Source organism: Aquibium sp. ELW1220, assembly GCF_030398385.1.
Lineage (GTDB): Bacteria > Pseudomonadota > Alphaproteobacteria > Rhizobiales > Rhizobiaceae > Aquibium.
Genome location: NZ_JAOAOQ010000002.1, coordinates 222532 through 242845 on the forward strand (window position 1 = coordinate 222532; position 20314 = coordinate 242845).

Annotated in this window: 20 protein-coding genes; 18 read left to right on the top strand and 2 right to left on the bottom strand. The window is 62.4% G+C overall.

Features of this window, described 5'->3' with window-relative positions; genetic code table 11:
* Positions 1-7: 7 nt before the first annotated feature.
* A complete protein-coding gene (locus N1F91_RS03060; RefSeq protein ID WP_289990219.1) occupies positions 8-1000 on the top strand; it encodes a contractile injection system protein, VgrG/Pvc8 family in 993 nt (330 codons plus the stop codon).
* A gap of 66 nt (positions 1001-1066) precedes the next feature.
* Here the strand turns inward: N1F91_RS03060 and N1F91_RS03065 are convergent, their stop codons facing one another.
* Complete coding sequence (locus tag N1F91_RS03065) at positions 1067-1447, bottom strand: WGR domain-containing protein (protein ID WP_289990221.1); 381 nt, start codon at positions 1445-1447, stop codon at positions 1067-1069.
* Positions 1448-1681: 234 nt separating this feature from the next.
* Here N1F91_RS03065 and N1F91_RS03070 point away from each other — a divergent pair, with 234 nt between their 5' ends.
* From N1F91_RS03070 to N1F91_RS03140, 15 genes are all read left to right on the top strand, one after another.
* Entirely contained in the window at positions 1682-2029 is a 348-nt protein-coding gene (locus tag N1F91_RS03070) for a hypothetical protein (RefSeq protein WP_289990223.1), read from the top strand.
* Positions 2030-2256: 227 nt separating this feature from the next.
* Complete coding sequence (locus tag N1F91_RS03075) at positions 2257-4119, top strand: hypothetical protein (RefSeq protein WP_289990224.1); 1863 nt, start codon at positions 2257-2259, stop codon at positions 4117-4119.
* 50 nt (positions 4120-4169) lie between these two features.
* A complete protein-coding gene (locus N1F91_RS03080) occupies positions 4170-4937 on the top strand; it encodes a hypothetical protein (protein WP_289990227.1) in 768 nt (255 codons plus the stop codon).
* Between the two features lie 38 nt (positions 4938-4975).
* A complete protein-coding gene (locus tag N1F91_RS03085) occupies positions 4976-5641 on the top strand; it encodes a hypothetical protein (protein ID WP_289990228.1) in 666 nt (221 codons plus the stop codon).
* 54 nt (positions 5642-5695) lie between these two features.
* A complete protein-coding gene (locus tag N1F91_RS03090; protein WP_289990230.1) occupies positions 5696-6145 on the top strand; it encodes a hypothetical protein in 450 nt (149 codons plus the stop codon).
* A 250-nt stretch (positions 6146-6395) separates the two neighbouring features.
* Positions 6396-7076 (top strand): glycoside hydrolase family 108 protein, encoded by a 681-nt coding sequence (locus tag N1F91_RS03095; RefSeq protein WP_289990231.1) that lies wholly within the window; start codon positions 6396-6398, stop codon positions 7074-7076.
* Between the two features lie 2 nt (positions 7077-7078).
* Positions 7079-7312, top strand: coding sequence for a hypothetical protein (locus N1F91_RS03100; RefSeq protein WP_289990234.1), 234 nt, complete (start codon positions 7079-7081; stop codon positions 7310-7312).
* Positions 7312-7593, top strand: a complete 282-nt coding sequence (locus tag N1F91_RS03105) for a hypothetical protein (RefSeq protein ID WP_289990236.1) — start codon at positions 7312-7314, stop codon at positions 7591-7593. Before N1F91_RS03100 ends, N1F91_RS03105 begins: the two co-directional genes overlap by 1 nt.
* Before the next feature lie 339 nt (positions 7594-7932).
* Complete coding sequence (locus tag N1F91_RS03110) at positions 7933-9216, top strand: IS66 family transposase (protein ID WP_289990237.1); 1284 nt, start codon at positions 7933-7935, stop codon at positions 9214-9216.
* 527 nt (positions 9217-9743) lie between these two features.
* Positions 9744-10862: a sugar transferase gene (locus N1F91_RS03115; protein WP_289990239.1), complete on the top strand. Its 1119-nt coding sequence runs from the start codon at positions 9744-9746 to the stop codon at positions 10860-10862.
* Positions 10863-10899: 37 nt separating this feature from the next.
* Positions 10900-12660 (top strand): ABC transporter ATP-binding protein, encoded by a 1761-nt coding sequence (locus N1F91_RS03120; protein WP_289990240.1) that lies wholly within the window; start codon positions 10900-10902, stop codon positions 12658-12660.
* A gap of 98 nt (positions 12661-12758) precedes the next feature.
* Positions 12759-13532: an FkbM family methyltransferase gene (locus tag N1F91_RS03125; protein ID WP_289990241.1), complete on the top strand. Its 774-nt coding sequence runs from the start codon at positions 12759-12761 to the stop codon at positions 13530-13532.
* Positions 13533-14312: 780 nt separating this feature from the next.
* Entirely contained in the window at positions 14313-15122 is an 810-nt protein-coding gene (locus N1F91_RS03130) for a glycosyltransferase family 25 protein (protein WP_289990244.1), read from the top strand.
* Positions 15123-15134: 12 nt separating this feature from the next.
* Positions 15135-16007 (top strand): glycosyltransferase family 2 protein, encoded by an 873-nt coding sequence (locus N1F91_RS03135; RefSeq protein WP_289990247.1) that lies wholly within the window; start codon positions 15135-15137, stop codon positions 16005-16007.
* Between the two features lie 35 nt (positions 16008-16042).
* On the top strand, positions 16043-16357 hold the full coding sequence (locus N1F91_RS03140; RefSeq protein ID WP_289990248.1) for a hypothetical protein: 315 nt from the start codon (positions 16043-16045) through the stop codon (positions 16355-16357).
* 2 nt (positions 16358-16359) lie between these two features.
* On the opposite strand, the gene N1F91_RS03145 is transcribed toward N1F91_RS03140, so the two are convergent.
* The gene (locus N1F91_RS03145) at positions 16360-17694 is read right to left on the bottom strand and encodes a DUF2793 domain-containing protein (RefSeq protein WP_289990250.1); all 1335 of its coding nucleotides are present in this window, start codon (positions 17692-17694) and stop codon (positions 16360-16362) included.
* Between the two features lie 55 nt (positions 17695-17749).
* Here N1F91_RS03145 and N1F91_RS03150 point away from each other — a divergent pair, with 55 nt between their 5' ends.
* On the top strand, positions 17750-19189 hold the full coding sequence (locus N1F91_RS03150; RefSeq protein WP_289990253.1) for a hypothetical protein: 1440 nt from the start codon (positions 17750-17752) through the stop codon (positions 19187-19189).
* A 37-nt stretch (positions 19190-19226) separates the two neighbouring features.
* Positions 19227-20309 (top strand): glycosyltransferase family 4 protein, encoded by a 1083-nt coding sequence (locus tag N1F91_RS03155; protein WP_289990255.1) that lies wholly within the window; start codon positions 19227-19229, stop codon positions 20307-20309.
* Positions 20310-20314: the final 5 nt, after the last annotated feature.

Consider the following 20314-nt stretch of genomic DNA (forward strand, 5'->3'; position numbering starts at 1 on the left):
AAAATCGATGTCGAAGCGCGCCATCGTCTCGGTCACCGTGGCGGGGACCAACATCACGTCGACGCTGATGCCGGTGCTGACCAGCCTCTCGGTCTCCGACAAGGTCGGCACCCATGCCGACACCGCCACGCTGTCGATCGACGACAGCAATGGCCGCATCATCCTGCCCCAGATTGGTGCGCCGGTGAGCATCGCACTCGGCTGGGCCGGAGCCGGTGTGCGTGTCGTCTTCGAGGGCACGGTCGATGAGGTGAAGTCGTCGGGCAGCCGCGGGGCAGGGCGCATGCTCACCATCACCGCCAAGGGCGTCGATACCACTGCGCCGCCCAAGCAGGGCCAGCAGCGGCACTTCGACAACAAGACGATCAAGGACGTACTCACGGACGCGGGGAAGGCGGCGGGCATCACATCGGTCGAGGTCGATCCCGACCTTGCCTCGATCAGGCGCGCCTATGTCGACATGCGCGACGAGAGCTTCGTTCACATTGGAGAGCGGCTCGCCCGCGAGATCGGCGGCAATTTCCGGATCCAGGGCAGCCAAGCCATCCTGTCGAAACGCGACAGCAGCTACACGGCTGCCGTCACCGCGACCTGGGGCATCAACCTGCACGCATGGGACCTTGCCCCGCAGCTGGGGCGCACCCGTTTCTCGGCGATCCGCACCCGCTGGTACGACACTTCGAAGGCGGAATGGAAGGCCGTTGAGACAGCGACCGGCCTCGACGTCGACGCCACCTATGCCGACCGCCTGCCGCGCGCCGATGAGCATGAGGCCAACCAGCAGAACGGCTCCGATAAGGCGACCACCCGGCGCGACAAGGGCGGCGGATCGGTTACCATCGAAGGTAACACCGAGGCCATCCCCGACGGGCTCTGCATCATCGTTGGCGCAAGGCCCGGCATCGACGGCGCGTACCGGATCGACAGCGTGACCCACACGTTCAGCCGCGGCGGCGGTTTCGTCTCGCAGCTGTCGTTGAAGCAGCCTGAGATCGACTGAACGGCGGGAGTACCGATGCCTGTCGATGCCGAGAGGGTGCCCACGCCGACGCTGTCATCGATCCGATCAATGCAGCGGTCTGAAGCCTCTCGCCATTGCCTCGTGGCACAGGCGTCCGACCTCCATGGCGGCCTCGTCAAAGTCGGCAAAGGATCGAATCGCTACCCGGGCCTTGCCGCCTTTCGATCCCGACAGGATCTCGACGATGAAGCAGCCAAACAGGTCTGCGCTGATCTCGGCGCGCCAGAAACGGACTGTGTCCAGTCCTCTGTAGGCCTGTTCGAGATGAACCGGCTCGAAAAGCCCGTCCTCGTCACGATCCCTGGTCCGGTTCCTGTCCAGATAGGGCTCGATCGAAACTACATTGTCGTCCCTGCCAAGGCGCCGAACAGGTCGGGAAACTGCAACTTGACGGGATGGGACAGGGGACGGGCATGGCTCGGTCATGGCATGGGTCATCCTGCCTGGTTGCACGGCTACGGGCGGTTTGGTTCGCCATCGCCGTCACACCACGACGGTTCGTCCCACAAGGTTAATTTTCCGTAAAAAACGCGCGAGGCCGGGCGACGCCTGCCGCCACGATGTCCGGAAATCGCGTCCGTTCTGGTGCCTATTCCCGCCGCGGGCTGATGCGTCGATCACCGCCCGTATGAAGTTGGCGCGACTGTGAGGGTCGAAACCATGACTGTCGACGTCAGCGACGGCCCGGCGATCGTCGCCGGCTATGAATACCGTTTGCAGGTCGAGGCGAACAGTCCGGCATTTCCCGACGGCTGCACGCTCGCAGCACAGCTTCGAGCCAAGGTCAGCGACACGACGGTCATCGCGACGCTGACCACCGGGAATGGCGGCCTCGTGCGCAGGTCGGACATGGTGATGGAGATCGTCATCGCGCCGGAGGCGAGCGCTGGTCTCCTGGCCGGCAGCGTCGTCCTCGACGTCGTGCGCACCGATCTGCAACCGCACCAGCACCTGAACTTCACCCTCGAGATCCCGGTCATCCGACCTGTCACGCGAGGGCTGCCATGACGGATAGGATCGAGATTGGAAACAACGCCGGTCCGATCCGGGTTCGCGTGTCATCAAGCGAGCCGGTCAAGGCTCGCGTGCTGGCCGCGCCGATGTCCGTTCGCGTGCTCGGTGCACCCGGACCGCCAGGACTGCCAGGCACACCGGGCGCGCCAGGCCCGCCCGGCAGTCTCGAAGCCGGGTTTGCGATCGACGGCGGCAACTTCTGAACCGAAAAGGCGTCACCAATGACAAACGTCATCCGCATCAAGCGGCGCGTCTCTGGCAATGCCGGCGCTCCAGCGTCTCTGAAGTCGGCGGAACTCGCGCACAACGAGGTCGACAACACGCTCTACATCGGCAAGGGCGACGACGGCTCCGGCAATGCCACATCGATCGCGGCCGTAGCCGGCGCCGGCTCGTTCGCCGATCTTTCGAGCACGCAGACCATTGGCGGCGCCAAGACCTTCTCGATCGTGCCGAAGTCGTCGCAAGACGCATCCGGCGCGACGGACCTGGTGCGCAAGTCGCAGTTCGACTCGGGGCTCGCCGCCAAGGCCAACACGTCGCACAGCCACGCGATCTCGGATGTGACCGGTCTCCAGACCGCGCTCGACGGCAAGGCGGCATCGTCGCATACGCACGGCATCTCCGATGTCACCGGGTTGCAGACGGCGCTCGACAACAAGCTCGACGACAGTCAGGCCACCGGTTTCGGCCTGTCGCTTCTCGACGACGCGGATGCGGCTGCTGCCCGCACCACGCTTGGTCTTGGCACCGCGGCGACCTCGAACACCACAGCCTTTGCCCCGGCTGCCCATTCCCATGCCGTCTCCGACGTGACGGGATTGCAGGCCGCGCTCGACGCCAAGGCACCGCTTGCGTCGCCCATTTTCACCGGCACGCCGGCAGCACCCACCCCTGCCGCCGACACGAACACCACGCAGGTGGCCACCACCGCCTTCGTCGTTGGCCAGGCATCCGCATCGAACCCGGTGATGAACGGGGCGGTTGCCATCGGCGGTTCGCTCAAGTTCGCGCGGGCCGATCATGTCCATCCAACCGATACCTCGCGCGCGCCTCTTGCATCGCCGACGTTCACCGGAACTCCGGCAGCGCCGACGCCGGCCAATGGCACCAACACCACCCAGATCGCCACCACCGCCTTCGTTCGCGCCACCCGCATCGACCAGCTCGCGCAGCCGACGGCCGACGTCGCGTTCAACGCCCGCAAGATCACCGGCCTGGCCGATCCGACGTCCGCACAGGATGCCGCGACCAAGAACTACGTCGATCTGGCGGTCCAGGGCCTCGACCCGAAGCAGTCGGTCAAGGCGGCATCGACCGCCAACATTACATCGCTCTCCGGCGCCATGACCATCGACGGGGTGGCGCTCGTTGCTGGCGACCGGGTGCTGGTCAAGGACCAGAGCACGGCCAGCGCCAACGGCGTCTATGTCGTGGCAGCCAGCGCATGGTCGCGGGCGACCGACATGGACATCTGGGACGAGCTTGTGTCGGCCTACCTGTTCGTCGAGCAGGGCACCGTCAACGCCGACATGGGCTTCCTCTGCACCGTGGATGCCGGCGGAACGCTCGGCACCACATCGGTGACGTTCGTCCAGTTCAGCGGCGCTGGGCAGGTGACAGCTGGTGCCGGTCTCACCAGGACCGGCAACACCATCGATGTCGGGACAGCATCGACGGGCCGGATCGTGATCAATGCCGACAGCATCGATCTCGCCACCACGGCTGTGAGCGCCGGCACCTATCGGTCCGTGACCGTCGACACCTATGGGCGCGTCACCGCTGGTTCCAATCCGACGACGCTCTCCGGTTACGGCATCACCGACGCGCAGCCACTCGATGCCACGCTTACCGCGCTCGCTGGCCTCGCAACGGTTGCGGACCGTCTGCCCTACTCGACCGGCGCCGACACCTTCGCGCTCGCGACCTTCACCGCCTTTGGCCGCTCGCTCGTTGACGACGCGGATGCCGCCGCGGGCCGCACCACGCTCGGGCTCGGCACCATGGCAACGCAGGCCGCCAGCGCTGTCGCCATCACGGGCGGCACGATCAACGGCGTGACACTCGACGGCGGCACGTTCTGACGCGCCGACGTTTCACCTCCCGGCACCATGGCAACTGAAGGGGAGCCCAAATGGGCATCAAGCTGAAACGCTCGTCCGTGGCCGCCAAGGCGCCGGTCGTCGGCGATCTTGAACTGGGCGAGCTTGCCGCCAACACATACGACGGCAAGCTCTACATGAAGAAGAACGATGGCGTGGACGCCATCGTCGAGATCACTGGCTCCGACGACACCAGGCACGGCACGCGCGCAGGCGGCACCCTTCATGCCGTTGCCACGACATCTGTCGCAGGCTTCCTGTCGGCGGCTGACAAGACCAAGCTCGACGACGTGTCGACCGGCGCCGACGCGACCGGGGCTGCCATCCACGCGGCCACGGCGAAGACCACCCCGGTCGATGCCGACACGGTGGGCCTGATCGACAGTGCAGCTTCTAACGTCCTGAAGAAGCTGTCCTGGGCGAATATCAAGGTGACGCTCAAGGCGTACTTCGACACGCTCTATGTCGCGATGTCCGGCAGCGCCCTGACCGGCGGCTTCACCGCCACAGCGGTCGACGACGGCACGAAATCGAGCGGCACCTACACGCCGACGCCGCTCAGTGGCAATTTCCGCCGCGCCATCAATGGCGGCGCGCACAGCCTCGCCGCGCCGACGGCGGCCGGCGACTACACCATGGTCGTCCAGTACACCAACAACGCCTCGGCCGGCGCGATCACGCTGACCGGCTTTTCCAAAACCAGCGGTGATGCCTTCACCACGGTCAATGGCGACGACTTCCTGGTCTTCATCACCAGGCTCAACGGCTTTTCGCACGCGCAGGTGGTCGCTCTGCAATGACATTCCCAATGCCGCACGTCCCACACGCAAGTTCGCCCTTGCTGATCATCAATAATCCGGGCGTGGCGTATTCAACCGACTTCGGGAACCATCAGAATGCGGATGATTGGTCTACGTTCAGGAGCGATGATCATGCTTCATTGTCGATTGTAAATTCCGGCATTATCTCCAGCAAATGTTTGCAACTTGAAGACGCCAACGCCGCAATGTCGTACATGGCGTATCAATGGCTGCTAAGTGATGCAGTCTCAACCGACGATCAGGAGGTTTTGGCGTTAATTGAATTTAACGGCACGAAAATCTCTCAGTCTGGTTTTGTTCTACAAGCTGCAGCAGCTATGAAATGCTCTAGTATCTTTCAGGTCATTTCTGCTGGAATAGGCAGGAATAGCTCTGCGGATAGCCAGGGACGATATTCAAACGCGTCATCTCAAGAAGGCGGCCAAGCTTCTTTCAGCTGGAGCGTGGGTTCGCGTTATTGGGTGCGTTTGCGCATCCAGGCAACGCGTCAGCTGCGACGCAAAATTTGGGCATACGGCGGGAGCGAGCCCGGGACTTTTACGACAAACACGCCCGCTACATCGGCTTGGCCTACTGCCGCTGGCAGGGCAGGTGTGTTTTTCTTTAACACGCCGGTCGGCGGGAATATGCGAGTGCATTACATTTCTGTTGCTTACGCCGGTGGCACAGCACCTTCGCCATAGAAACGCTCATTGCGCTGCATCGCCATCCCCCAGCACTGATACAAAGGAAGACCGATGTCCGATCTTGTCTTGAAGCACAACGGCGCAGACATCCGCCGCGTTCGCTCTGGCAGTTGGCTCGACCTGCCCGACGGCCGCAAGGTGTCGCCGGCCTATGCCGGCTGGCAGAGCGACGACGGCTACGCGCTGGTGGCGTACGTGGTGCCAGTCCCGCCCGCACCGACCGCAGAGCAAATGCGTGCCGAGCAGATCGAGGCGGTCAAGGCCGAGGCCATGCGCCGCATCCTGACCATCTGTCCGGAATGGAAGCAGCGCAACTTGACGGCACAGGCGGCGATCCTGGCCGAGAAGCGCCGCGCCAACTGGACGGCCGATGAACTCGCGGCCTGGGATGCCGGCAAGGCGATCTGGGACCAGATTGCGGCCATGCGAATACGCTCCGATGCTATCGAGGCGATGGACCCGATCCCGGTCGACTCCGCCGATGATCATCACTGGGCGTAACCGAACGCCAACGCCCGGGCGAAGGCGGTCGGTGCGAGCGCGGGATTGCTCGCACCGACCTGACCACTCTGCACTGGGGGAAGTGCTTCGTGGCTGCTGAAATATAGCACGCCCGTGTCGGAACCGATCCAGCCAGCAGAGCGGTAGCGGCTGGCCGAAAGGTGAGCCCGGCGGGCTTTTTGCAGGGCATCCTGACCGACTGGTGTTCCAGCCGAACCATACAATCCTGACCAACTGAACGAGGCACCCCGTGGACAGCAACTTCCAGCGGGCGCTTTCGCGCGTCCTCAAACATGAGGGTGGCTATGTCGATCATCCGAAGGATCCCGGCGGCGCCACCAACAAGGGCGTCACCATTGCCACCTTCCGCCGATACGTGAAGCCGAAGGGCACCAAGGCGGACCTGCGCGCCATCACTGCCGACCAGGTCGCCACCGTCTACCGCAAGCACTACTGGACCGCGGTTCATGGCGCCGAGCTTCCAGACGGCGTTGACTACGCCGTCTTCGATCTCGCGGTGAACTCCGGGCCATCCCGCGCCGCAAGGTTTTTGCAGCGCGTCGTGGGCGCCGCTCAGGATGGTCGCATCGGCCCAGCAACGCTGGCGGCGGTCAGGAAGGCCGATCCGACCGAATTGATCGGAAGACTCTGCGATGCGCGGTTAGCGTGGCTGAAGACGCTGAAGACCTGGCCGACCTTCGGCAGGGGCTGGGAGCGGCGCGTCACTGACGTAAGACACGACGCGATCCTCGACGCAGCCGAGCGGGCCATCGCGAAGGCCGTGGTCGAGGACGCAACCACCATCGGCGAGGTGCCAGCACCCATCCCGCCTACGTCCAAGGCTCACCGGATCGGCATCCTCGCCGTGGCAATCATCGGCGCCATCCTCATGGCGCTGTCGCAACTCTGGAACTGGATCACAGGAGGCTGACCGTGCTGCAATCCATCCTGAAATACGTCCTTCCCCGGTCCCTGACCTGGTGGGCCGGCGCCGCATCGGTCGCCACAGGTGCCGGCCAGATCATTGCACCGGATGCCACCGCGCTCGGGCAGGTCGGTGAGATCATCTCGATGCTGAACGGTGCCGGCGCTGCGCCGACGCCCGCCACGCTGATCGTGCTCGGGCTTGGCCTGATCGGGCTGCGCAAGAAGCTGGAGCAGGGCTGATGGCAGACACCGATGAAGCACGCCTCGACCGGATCGAGACCAAGCTCGACAAGATGGCGGAGGCCCTCATTGTGCTGGTGCGCGTCGAGGAGCGCACCAGCACCCTCTTCAAGCGTCTCGACGCCAGCGACGCGCGCATGAACGGCATTTCCACGCGGCTCACCGATCTCGAAAAGACCAGCGACCGGCGCGGCGTGACATTCGGTCTCGTCGACAGGCTGTTCTGGATCGCCGTCACCGCCGCCGTCGGCATCGGTGCCTGGTGGTTACGGGGTGGGTGAAACGCGACAGTCAAAGACAGGCGGGGGATGGTCGGACGCACGTTGGCCGCCGAAGCATGGCACCTCCCCCTGTTCACGACTTCAGAGATTTTCTGCAGGCGCAACCGCATAGCGGTGAAGGTGCGCTCGGGGCGAATGGGGGAGCGAAGGTCATTCATACGCGAGTTTCGCGCACCTGGTTCGGTAGTTCCTCAATCGTCCTCGACAGTGAGCCTCAAAGACTTCGAGAATCATCCAGGAGGAACGCAAGGCGAATCTCGGAACGTATAAAAACCTCACCGGCATTGCGTAATTACACACCCCCTTGCCACCGGGCCGAAAGCCTGAATCCATGCGGGCATGGATCGTGGTGATTTGCAGCGGCTTTCGAAGGACGAACTGATCGACCTGGTGCTTCGTTTGCAGCGGCCGGAGAAGACGTCGAGGACGTCGTCGAAGCCGCCCTCCACGGATCGCAAGGAGCGGCGTGACAAGGCGAAACCCGGCGGCGCCAAGCCGGGACACAAAGGCCACAGCCGTGCCCTGAGCGAGGATTTCGATCGCGTCGTCGATCACCATCCCGACCAATGCCCTTGCTGTCGGGCCAGCCTGTCGAGCGATCTTCCTGCCGAAACCGTGAGCGAGCACGAGACGATCGATCTGCCCGAGATCCGTCCCGACATCGAGCGGCACCGGCGGCTTTCGGTGCGATGCCCGTCCTGTGGGACGCTGGTCATTGCTCCGGTGCCAGCAGTGGCGAACGGCACTCCCTTCGGGCCGCGCACGCATGCGGTGGCAACCTATCTGAAGACCTTCCAGGCCTTGTCTTACGAACGCCTGCAAGGCGCCTTCGCCGATCTCTTCGGACTGACGATCAGCCAGGGCGGTCTGATGAACATGCTTCGCCGTTCACAGACGGCCTTCGCGCCCGAACGCGACGCGGCCATCGCCGTCCTGCGCCGGGCGGAGGTCGTAGCCTCCGACGAAACCGGCGTGCGGATCGAGGGCTGCAACGCCTTTCAATGGGTGTTCCGTTCGCGCGAGGCGGTCGTCCATCGCGCCGCTTCGACGCGCGGCGCCGTCGTGGTGCGTGAGCTGATGGATGGCCACCGGCCGCAGGTCTGGTGTTCCGACCGCTATTCGGCGCAACAGGGGCATGGCGTGGCGCATCAGACCTGCCTTGCCCATCTCGCCCGGGATGTCGCCTTTGTCGACGAGGCGAGCGAGGACATGCTGCCATCTCGGCTTCGCCTCTGGCTGAAGCGGGCCTTTGCCTTGGCCGACGGGATCGAGACCTTCGCCGCCTCGACCATTACCGCGAAGCGTCGGGCCCTGGAGCGAAGTCTTGCCGACATTCTCGCCGCGCCGACTGCTTGCGATCTTGCTCGCGAGCTTCAGATGAAGTTCCGGCGTGCTCGCGATCAACTGCTGGTCTTCGCTGCATATCCAGGACTGGTGGAGCCGACCAACAACGCCTGCGAACGAGCCCTCCGGCCTGCCGTCATCCAGCGCAAGGTCACAAACGGCTATCGCGCCATGTGGGCCGCAAATGGCGAGGCTGACGTGCGAACCGTTGTGGACACCGCTCGCCTACGAACCGGCGTCCGCCCGTTCCAGACCATCCTCAACGCAATCGCCACCTGAAATCCAAGTCCGAGAAACAGGGGGGTGGGTAATTACGGCATTGCAGCATGCGGCAGGCACCTGTATCGATAACCTACTTCAGGACCGTGCCCTAGATGACCTGAAGCCAGCCATGTGAGCAGTCCCCAAGGCGATTGCGAACTTTGCTGTTTTCTGCTATCCACAGTTGCGCTTGCTCCTGCTTCGGTCGCCTGGGAGTGCGGTAGCTGTTCTCGTCAGAATGCTGAGCAAGCGTCGAAAACAGGCACCATACCTGGTGTTCAAATGAAACTCTGGTTGTTGAACGCAGTGCAATGGATGTGGCGGGCTTCCCGAGTTGGACGAGGGGCGCCGATCGCACGCGGACAGGAGTAGTCGGGTTGATCTCTATTCCAACGGCCGGACCGGTTGTCGTGACCGCCAGGCACCGGATCCTTCGAATCCGCTACCAGCTTCTCGGCGGGTTGCTATTTGCCGTTGCTCTACCGGTCGTGTTGAGGAGCCTGGACGGCACGTGGGTGCTTGGCGCAGCCACGACCCAGAATACCGTGCTCGCTGCCATAGTCGCGCATGTGCTGGGCTTTCTCGCCTTCCGGCGGATCGGGAGTTTTCCCGGCGTCGCGGCGGCGGGCTTCATCCTGCCGACCTTCGCGCTCACCTACGGCCTGGTGTTTGCGGTCATCTTCTTCTTTCGCATCGACTACAGCCGCTTTCAGGCCGGCGGCAGCTTCATCCTTTCGACGCTCTGGTACTTCGGCTGGAGCATCGCCGTGCGTCGGGTGGTCCGCTACCGCCTCGCGGTCGTGCCTGGTGGAAACGTGACCGGCATCGAGCGCATTCACAACGTCGAATGGCATCACCTCGCCTCGCCCGATCAGCCGGCGGTCGGGGTCAACGGCATCGTGGCCGACCTGACGGCCGACCTGTCAGAGGCCTGGGAGCGCTACATCGCCGATGCGGCTTTGGCCGGGATCCCGGTCTACCACGTCAAGCAGGTCACGGAATCGCTCACCGGTCGCGCGGCGATCGAGCATCTGTCGGAAAACACGCTCGGGTCGCTCAACCCCAACCAGTTCTATCTGAGTTTCAAGGAGGCAGCCGATCGCGCCGCCGCGCTGGTGGTGCTGGTCGGGCTTTCGCCCCTGTTCCTGGTCATCGCGGCGGCAATCCGGCTTGATTCCACCGGCCCGGTCCTTTTTCGCCAGCAGCGGGTGGGTTATCGGGGCGCGATCTTCACCGTCTACAAGTTTCGCTCGATGACGGTCGAGCCGGCCTCCGACGACGATCGCGAGCGGGCCATGACGCGGCCGGGGGATGGTCGCGTCACGCGCGTCGGTCGGTTCCTGCGCAATTGTCGTCTCGACGAACTGCCGCAGGCGCTGAACATCCTGCGGGGCGAGATGAGCTGGATCGGCCCGCGACCCGAAGCGATCGCGCTGTCCCGATGGTACGAGGCGGAACTGCCGTTCTACCGCTACCGGCACATCGTGCGGCCGGGGATCACCGGCTGGGCGCAGGTCAACCAGGGCCATGTGACGGAAGTGGGCGACGTGCTCGAGAAACTGCACTATGATTTCTACTACATCAAGAACTTCTCCCCATGGCTCGATCTCGTGATCATCCTCCGCACGATCCGGGTGATGGCGACGGGACAGGGCGCGCGCTGATCCGATGAATGCGCAAATGGAACGCGGCCGGGCATCCATGCGTTCCTCGCTCGCCGAACTGTTCCGTCAGCTGTCGGCGCGGCGGCGGCGCCAGTTCGGCATGCTGCTTTGCCTCATGCTGGTCGGCGCGGTGGGCGAACTCGTCTCCATCGGCGCCGTGCTGCCGTTCCTCGCGGTCATCGCCGACCCTCAGGGCGTCATGCAGCATGCGCGGGTCCAGGGCTTCCTGCATGTTTTCGGGATCGATACGCCGGTCCAGATCGCCGTCGCCGCGGCGATCCTGTTCGCGGTCGCCGCGCTTGGCGCGGCCGCTTCGCGCCTGCTTCTTGTCTATGTCAGCCAGCGCTTCGTCTTCGGCGTGGCGCGCGACCTCAGCGTCGCGATCTTCAGCCGCACGCTGCATCAGCCCTACACCTACCATACCGGGCAAAACAGCAGCGAGACGCTTGCGGCCATCAACAAGGCTCAGCTGGTCGCGGGCCAGATCCTGATGCCCTTGATGCAGGCCACTGCCGCATCGGTCATCGCGGTCTTCATCCTGGCGGGGCTGCTCTTCATCGACCCGCTGATCGCGCTCGGTTCCGGCCTCGGCTTCGCGGCGATCTATCTCCTGGTCATGCGCATCACGCGCAAGGTGATGCGGGCCAACGGCGACATCATCGCGCGGGCGCAGGGGGAGCGGCTGCAGGCCGCAAGCGAAGGGCTCGGCGGCATCCGCGACGTGCTGCTGGATCGGTCGCAGGCGGCTTTCGTCGCCCGTTTCGGGGAAACCGAGGCGCGGCTGCGCAGCGCGCAGGCGCTCAACAACTTCATCGCCCAGGCGCCGCGCTTCATCGTCGAAGGGATCGGTCTTGCGCTGATCGCCGGTCTGACCCTCGTTCTCACCCTGCGCGAGGGCGGGCTCGCCGCAGCGCTGCCGGTGCTGGGCGCGCTGGCGCTTGGCGCCCAGCGGCTCGTGCCGCTGATGCAGCAGGCCTATTCGGGCTGGGCGGCGACGCTCACCGGCGGTCCCATGCTCGCCGACATCCTCGACATCCTGCGTCTTCCCGACGCGCCGCAGTTCACCGCCCCGCGCGACCGCGAGCGCCTGCCCTTCGAGCGCGATTTCGTCCTCAGCAAGGTCGGCTTCTCCTATCCGCAAGGGGGGCGGCCAGCCGTGGAGGGCATCGATCTCGTCGTGCAAAGGGGCGCGCGCGTCGGTCTTGCCGGCCGCACCGGCAGCGGCAAGAGCACGCTGATGGACCTCGTGCTCGGCCTGCTCAGCCCCGACAGCGGCCGCATCCTCGTCGACGGTGTCGAACTCAACGACGCCAACCGCGCCGCCTGGCAGGCCCGCATCGCCCATGTGCCGCAGTCGATCTATCTGTCGGACGCAAGCATCGCCGAAAACATCGCCTTCGGCGTGCCGGCGGGCGAGATCGACCGGGCGCGCGTGGCGGCGGCGGCCGCGAAGGCCGAACTCGCCGAGGTGATCGAGGCGCTGCCGCAAGGCTACGACACGCCGGTCGGCGAACGCGGCGTGCGGCTGTCGGGCGGCCAGCGCCAGCGCGTCGGCATCGCGCGCGCGCTCTACAAGCGGGCCGACGTGCTCGTCTTCGACGAGGCCACCAGCGCGCTCGACACCGAAACAGAGACGGCGGTGATGGGGGCGATCGGCAGGCTCGGCCGCGACCTCACCATCTTCATCATCGCCCACCGGCTGTCGACGCTCGACGGCTGCGACATGGTCGTGACGCTGGACGCCGGCCGCGTGCAGTCGGTAATGAAGAGTGACGAGAATCGGAGGGTGGTTTCGTGATTGGTGCGATCGGAAAAGCGACAGCAACCATCCTGCCTCAGGCTACTTATCAGAGGCTTCGGATTTACTCAGGCCGATTAAGGTTTTGGAGATCCATAATGCGAGATATGAGTGGGGTAGCAATTCAGGACAAGCTATGGCTCTCGCTATCCTTCTTGGCCGCACCACTGACCGCCGCGATTAGACTCAATGAATGGCGTGATCCCGTTCTTTTTCATGACCTTGTCTTGGATGTTGCCGATGTAGGGAGGTTCGCACTTAGGGGCCGGACAGACGACCTCTGGCATGTGGCGCCTATTCGAGAACGGGCAATCTTGGCCTGCGTAAGGGAGCGGCTCAATCCTGGCGATACTTTCGTAGACGCCGGGGCAAACATCGGTTTCTATAGCGTTGTCGCTGCGAGTCAGGTCGCCCCAAGCGGGAGCGTGATAGCAATCGAGATGATGAAGCAGACGGCCGAATTACTCCGCCGCAACATCGAACTCAACAATGCCAGTTCGGTTAGCGTTGTCGAAAATGCGTTGGCCGATCGAGGCGGTGAGGCTCTATTCGCGTCCATGCCGTCCGGCAATTTCGGTCAGGCCTCGCTTCAGTCTTCGCAGGGTGATGAACATTTCGAGGTACTAACAAACACGCTAGACGCCGTTCTTGCCGATGTTCCGTATATCAAGTTGTTAAAGATGGATCTCGAAGGCGCAGAACTCAGCGCACTAAAAGGGGCGTTGAAGGTCCTCGATCGAATTGAGGCGATCATCTTTGAGCATCACGAGCTTGGGGTTTTCAACTCGATTGAGAGAATCCTCGCTCAGTATGGATTTAGGGTTGAACCCCTTACTGATCGCGACAGTCTGGCCGTGCGAACTGAAAGGTAGTCAGGTGGGGCTCTGTTGTATCAATTCTATATGGATAGGTCCAAAGCTTGGGCCTTTGCATGCTGCGTGTCTCCGTTCATTTCTAAGGTGGGGTCATCGAATTGTATTGCACTCATATGGCAAACCATCAGATGTTCCAGACGGAGTAGAGTTGTCGGACGCGGAGTTACTTTTGCCTTATTCTAGTATATGTAGGCACAAAGAAACAGGAAGCTTGGCAATATTTGCGGATTTGCTTCGGTATGAATTGCTTAAGAAGGGTACTGGTCTCTATGTAGACTGCGATGTATTCTGTGTGAAGCCAGTTTACGATATGGAATACATATTCGGTTATGAGAACCATAATCTCATTAATAACGCGGTTTTGAAGTTACCTGCAGATTCGCCAGTTTTGTTAGAACTTGGCCGATTGAAGGACGAGAACTCATTTATTCCGCCGTGGTCAGGCCCAAAGCGGCGGACATACTACCGATTACGTTCGAGTATCGGCTTTCCGGTCGAACTGCAGGATATGCCTTGGGGATTTACCGGCCCTCACGCGTTGACTTGGTACCTTAGGAAGTATGGCCTTGAAACACATGCGTTGCCAATAGATTACTTTTATCCAATTCACTATGATCATACATCTCTTCTAGTTGATAGTGGGTTATCGATTGATGATTTGTGCACACATAGAACAATTCTTGTTCATTTATATAATGAACGTCTAAAGAAAATCGATTTATCCAGTGTTAGCCGAGATAGCCCCATAGGGCAAATGCTTGAGGTTTGATTTTGTCATTGAATATATTCGTAATCTCACTGAAGCGTGCAGCGGAACGGCGGAAAAAAATCGTCTCTCAGCTTAATGAAAAGTCCTGCGCTTATACAGTGATCGATGCCGTTGATTCGGCGGCATGCGAGCCTGAGTATCTTCTTTCCCATGTCGATCAGGCGGCTGTCATTCGAAATATTGGAAGGCCTCTTGCAGGTCCGGAGATCGGATGCGCATTGTCTCATAGAATGGCATACAAGATGATTATAGATAGTGGATCGCACGGTGCGTTAATTCTGGAAGACGATGTGACGCTCACTCCGAAATTTGAGATGGCGCTTTCTTACTTTAGTCAAGTCGGCCACCAGATCGAAATCCGACCTGAAGTCTATCATTTTGGAGCATTAAGCCGGCCCTATGCTAGGAATCTCGTTCTTCGTCGCAGAGGCGCAAAATCGGAGGGCAGTGGTCTCTGCTTCAGAGAGCCGGTCGATAGATTTTCCTCTGAAGTGTGGGGAACCTGCGGATACTATATAACAAAAAGAGCTGCCGAATGCATGCTGGAGCCTGGAAAGATAGTATCTGTTGCAGATCATTGGTCGCTTTGGATGAAGCGCTCCAATGGGAAGCTTTATGTAGCAATTCCTCCGCCTATACTGCATCCAGAAGAATTATCATTGAGTGATATAGAAAAATCCCGTTATATTGCTAGAAATCAAGAATATAAGAGTTCGCACCAAATGATTGCAGGGTTTTATTCGCGCGTTGTATTCAGACTTCGCGCTAAATTAATGATCTACGTTATACGGCCTCTCGCGAGAATTGTTTATGAGTGAATTCAATCGAGTATGAAAAAAGATGCCCCAAGAGTCGATTTTCCCGTATCGTTTGTAGTTTTAAGCTACAATAGAAGCGATCAAATTGAGAAAACTATTTTTTCTATAATGGAGATCGTTCGATATTGGGGCGGTGAGCTTATTGTTGTAGACAATGGTTCTACTGACGGGTCTGCAGAAATAATCCGAGAAATTGTTAATGGTGAAAAAAATGTGCGTTGTATATTTAACGACCGCAATTTAGGTGTTTCTAGAGGTAGAAACATCGGTTGGGAACTGGCTCGTTACGATTACATATTTAGTTTGGATGATGACATAATAATCGATACATCGGCGGTTGATAAACTACTCCTTTGCGTCCGGTCTGACAAACGTATTGCCATCGCATCGCCTCAGATATGCGACGCTACGTCGCGCAGGATACTGACTAGCGTGAGGGACGGAAAGATTTCGAGCTTCTTTTTTGAGGCGGCTTTTATGTTGAATAAGGAGGCGCTAGATAAAATCGGGTATTTAGACCCCTATCTGGAAGTAGCGGGTGAAGGCCTTGATTACTCCATGCGCCTGAAAGAAAAAGGGTATCGCGTACATCTTGTCGAGGAAGTTTCTGTTTTGCATTACGATAGGGCGCGAACAGATGTGGATAGGTTATTAAGGCGAAGGAAATGGGTTTTCTCATTATGTTATGTTTACTTTAAAAATATGGCAATACATAGCGCTGTATACTATTCAGCGCGTGCGACTGCAGCAAATGTTAAGAATGCGAGGGTTCGTTCCGGAGTCCTTTACATTGTATCTCTTGTATTTGCCGCATTGCGCGGCGCTGCAACTGGGCGATCTGCCCGGTTTCGGAATCATTTCATTGAAAAGGCAGCAGATGCTTAGAGGGCTAATAAGGCTTCAAGCAATTTACCCATCGCATGCCATCACTCGCATACAGTTGTGCTCGAAACAACGAACTAAATCGCGTCCATCACAAGCACTTCCCGCTGGCAGCCGCGCTGCCTTTGTCGCTGCGCTGTCTGCTGAGCCATCTCGTCGCGGGAACGCGCGCCAACGGGCCGCGCGCCGTTCCGCCGCTGCTGGGCGCCGCCTGGCGCGGCCTGCGCGACGGGCGGCGCCAGCACGTTCCCGTTCCGCCGCAGGTTGTCCGTTTCTACACCAACCCCACGCTCCGCCCCGATCTCGGCAACGTCCCGCTGTCGCGCAAGCTGCGCCGCCGCATGACGCGCTGATGTCATCCCCGCATGCCCACCCACTCGGTTCCGTCGAAAAACTGCGGCTCGTTCTGCGTCAGATTGTAGATCATCAGCCCCGTGGCCGGCGCGGCGATGGCGTCGCGCTGCTCCTGCGTCATGCGCGGCGGCAGGAAGCCCCTCTGCGTGCTTGCCAGATCGAGCAGCGCCGAGGCATGCGGGCTGGCCGTGCCGATGCCCATGCGCCCGGCCGCCTGGTAGAGCGAGGAATTGAGATAGCGCCGCTGCGTGCCGGCCACGTCGTAATAAGGCACGTAGCCGGTGGTCGCCCCCGACTGCTTCATCAGCATGTACCAGATGGCCCCGGCGACACCCGAAACCGCGGCGCCGCGAAAGCAGACCTCGGCATTGGCGATCATCAACTGGCTGAAGAAGCCGGCATTCACGCCGGTGATGGTCATCTGGTACCAGTCGCCGATCGGATTGTTGGCGATGAAGGCCGCGGCGTCGCCAAGATAGATCCCGGTGCCCTTGGCAACCTGCGCGTTGAAGTCGCGGATGGTGGTCGTGTCGGACTCCGTCCCGGTTATCACGTAGGAAGGGAGGCTGGCCTTGAGCTGCACCACCTTGCCGTCGGCATCGACGCCCAGCGTCTTGTTGGTGCGGGCGGCGGCGGGCGAGGCTGCCGTCAGGTCGGCGAAGGCAAGCCCGCTTTCGCCGGTCGCCCCGGGGGCGATCGTCAGCCCGGCGGCGTCGAGCCGGCCGGTTTCGGCGTCGAAGGCGAGCGCGGTGTGCCAGTCCGCGCCGTCGGGCGAGACCTTGACGGAAAAATCGTCGTTTCCGGCCAGCCCCATTTCGGCGCGGCCGGACCATCCGGTCTGGAACAGCAGCGAGCCGGTGTCGCCAGCCTCGGCCTTGTTGATCTTCAGCTGATGGCCGGCGCCGTAATGGGTGAGCAGCGTCGCGGGCGCGGCGACGGTGAGCCGGTTGACCGCATCCGCGGTGGCATTCACACCCACCATCGGCACCGATTGCAGGTCGACCACGGGCGCCCAGCCGGCGCCGTCATGGACGAGCAGCGCCCGCGTTTCGGCGTCCCAGGCCAGCCAGCCGGGCAGCGCCTCGTGAAAGGTCCAGGCGCCGTCCTGGAAGGCGGCGATCGTCCCCGCATGGCCGGCAAATGCGCCCGTCGGCGCATCGCCGACCAGGTGGCGCTCGCCTGCCGCCGGCTCGGCGGGCGGGTCGTTGCGATTGCTGCTTTCGACGCCCACCTGGACGATCGCGTCCAGCGCCCGCAGCGCCTCGTTGTGGGTGACGTGCTTCTGCGCCTGGGAAGGCAGGAGGTAGGGAAGCTTCAGTCGCGTGGTCTGTTCCATTGGGTTCGTCCTTCTGACACACTCTGGCGGCAAGGATAATCGATGGACCGACCCCGTGGATAAGTTCGCCCGTCCCATGCCGCCGCATGCGGCGATGGCGTATGCGCCGCCCTGGCTCGCCGGGCGGCGCGAGGCCCGGCCGCGCTTCAGCATCTGGACCTATGCGCCGCTTCTGGCCGCGCTCGCGCTGCGGCTTGCCTCCGGGCCGACGGCGGACCTGAGCTATCTCGCGCTGGCGGCCTATGCGCTCGCCGGCCGGCCGCACGCGCTGCGGGCGCTGGCGATGTCCTGGCTGTTTTCGATGATCAGCCCCGGCATCGCGCCCGATGCCGCCTATGCCGCGCTCGGGCGCTATGCGGTGCTGGGCGGGGCGGCGCTGTCGATGCTGCTGCATGGCGGCCTGTTCAAGGGCTCGCCGCCCGGCGGCGGCATGGTGCTCGCCACGATCCTGCTTGGCCTGTTCCTCGTTCTCCACTCCTACTTCGTCAGCCCGATGGTCGACGTCTCGGTCCTGAAGGCGGTGTCCTGGGCGATCGCGATGGCCGCGATCCTTTCCGCCTGGACCGGGCTGACGCCGGCCGAGCGCGACAGGGCGGCAGGCGAGCTCTTCGGCCTTCTGGTGCTGGTCCTGCTGGTCAGCCTGCCGCTGATCGCCCTGCCGATCGGCTATCTGCGCAACGGCACCGGCTTCCAGGGCATTCTCAACCACCCGCAGGCCTTCGGCCCGACCATGGCGCTGCTCGGGGCCTGGGCCGCGGCACGGCTGCTCGGCGAGCGTCATCCTACCTGGCGATCGGTGATCCTCGTCGGATTTTGCCTGTTCGTGGTGCTCGCATCCGAGGCGCGCACCGCTGGCGTTGCCATGGTGTTGGGCATTGGCCTGTCCGTTATGGCCGCTCCGGGATTTTCGGGCGTATCGGTGCGCCGGTTGCTGCCTGGGCTGCGCAGTCCGCGCCTGTGGACCGCCTTCTTCGCTGCCCTTCTGGCCGGGTTGATGCTGGCGCCGGTGATCGCGCAGAAGTTCGACCACTACATCACGAAATCCGGTCGCGCGGAGGCTGGTAGTCTCTTCCAGGCCTATGACCAGTCCCGAGGCCGCCTCATCGACAAGATGACTGAAAACATCGTCAAGCGACCCTTCACCGGAAGCGGCTTCGGCATCGCCTCCGAGCCGGCGCTCATGATTGTTCGACGGGACCCGATCCTCGGCCTGCCGGTCGGCGCCTCGATCGAAAAGGGCGTGCTGCCGCTGGCCATCGTCGAAGAGGTCGGGATCGCCGGCGCCCTTCTGGTGGGCGCCTGGTTCTTCCGCCTGATGCGCAATGCCGGCCGACGCGGAATCGCGCCTTTTGCGGTGGGCCTGACTGCAATCATCCTCAATTTCGGCGAAGCCACGCTGTTTTCCGCCGGCGGGCTCGGGCTCCTGCTTCTCTTGCTGCTTGGCTGGGGCGGAGCGAGCGCACGACCAGCCATGGATGCCCGCCGTCTTGGCTGATCCGGTCTGGTTCTGGCAGCGCATCGTGTCGCCGCACATGGCGGGGCTCGCCGAGGCCCTGGCATGGAGCGGCCGGCGCGTCACCTATGTCGCCGAGCAGCCGATGTCGGAAGATCGCGCGAAACAGGGCTGGACGCCGGCCAGGGCGGACGCGATGACGCTCCGATTGGCCCCTGACGCCGCCGCCGCAGCCAGCCTGGTCGCCGGGGCGCCGGAAGACAGCATCCACATCTGTCAGGGATTTCGCGGAAACGGCGTGGTCGGCCCGGCGCGCATCGCCCTGGACGCCCGCGGGCTGCGGCAGTGGGTGATCATGGAGACGGTGGAGGAGCGCGGCTGGGCGGCAACCATGCTGAAACGGCTCGAATATGCCCGGCTGATGCGCAAGTGGCGACACCGGATCGAGGGCGTTCTCGCGATCGGCCATGCCACGCCCGCCTGGCTTGCCGCCCGCGGGATGCCCGCCGAACGCATCATGCCCTTCGCCTATTTCCTGCCGGAACCGACAATCCCGACACAGCCGGAACGGTCGAAGGAGGCGCCCTTCCGTGTCCTGTTCGTGGGCCAGTTCATCGAACGGAAAAGGATTAACCTGCTCATCGATGCGCTCGCGCGGCTGGATGGCCATTCGCTCGAGCTGGTCGTCGTCGGCGCGGGGCCGCTCGAAGCCGACCTGCGGCAAAGGGCCGGCGCGCGCCTCGGCGATCGTGTCACCTGGCTCGGCCAGCAGCCGATGCACGAGATGCCGGCCATCATGGCCGGCGCGGATTGTCTCGTGCTTCCCAGCCGCCACGACGGCTGGGGCGCCGTCGTCTCGGAAGCGCTGATGGCGGGCACCCCGGCCATCTGTTCCGACCGCTGCGGCGCGGCGGGCGTGGTGCGGGCCAGCGGCGTCGGGGGCGTGTTCAAGGCCGGGGAGGTGGCAGAGCTGGCGGAAAAACTGTCAATGGTCGTTCAGTTCGGACAGGTCACGCCCGAACGTAGGCAGTCGATCAGGCATTGGTCCAAATGTCTGGGCGCGGATGCCGGCGCAAAGTTCCTGGACGACATCCTCGTGTCCAGAAAGAGGGGCGAGCCTCGGCCCGCGCCGCCATGGCACAAGATCGTCATTGGAACATGAGGCCG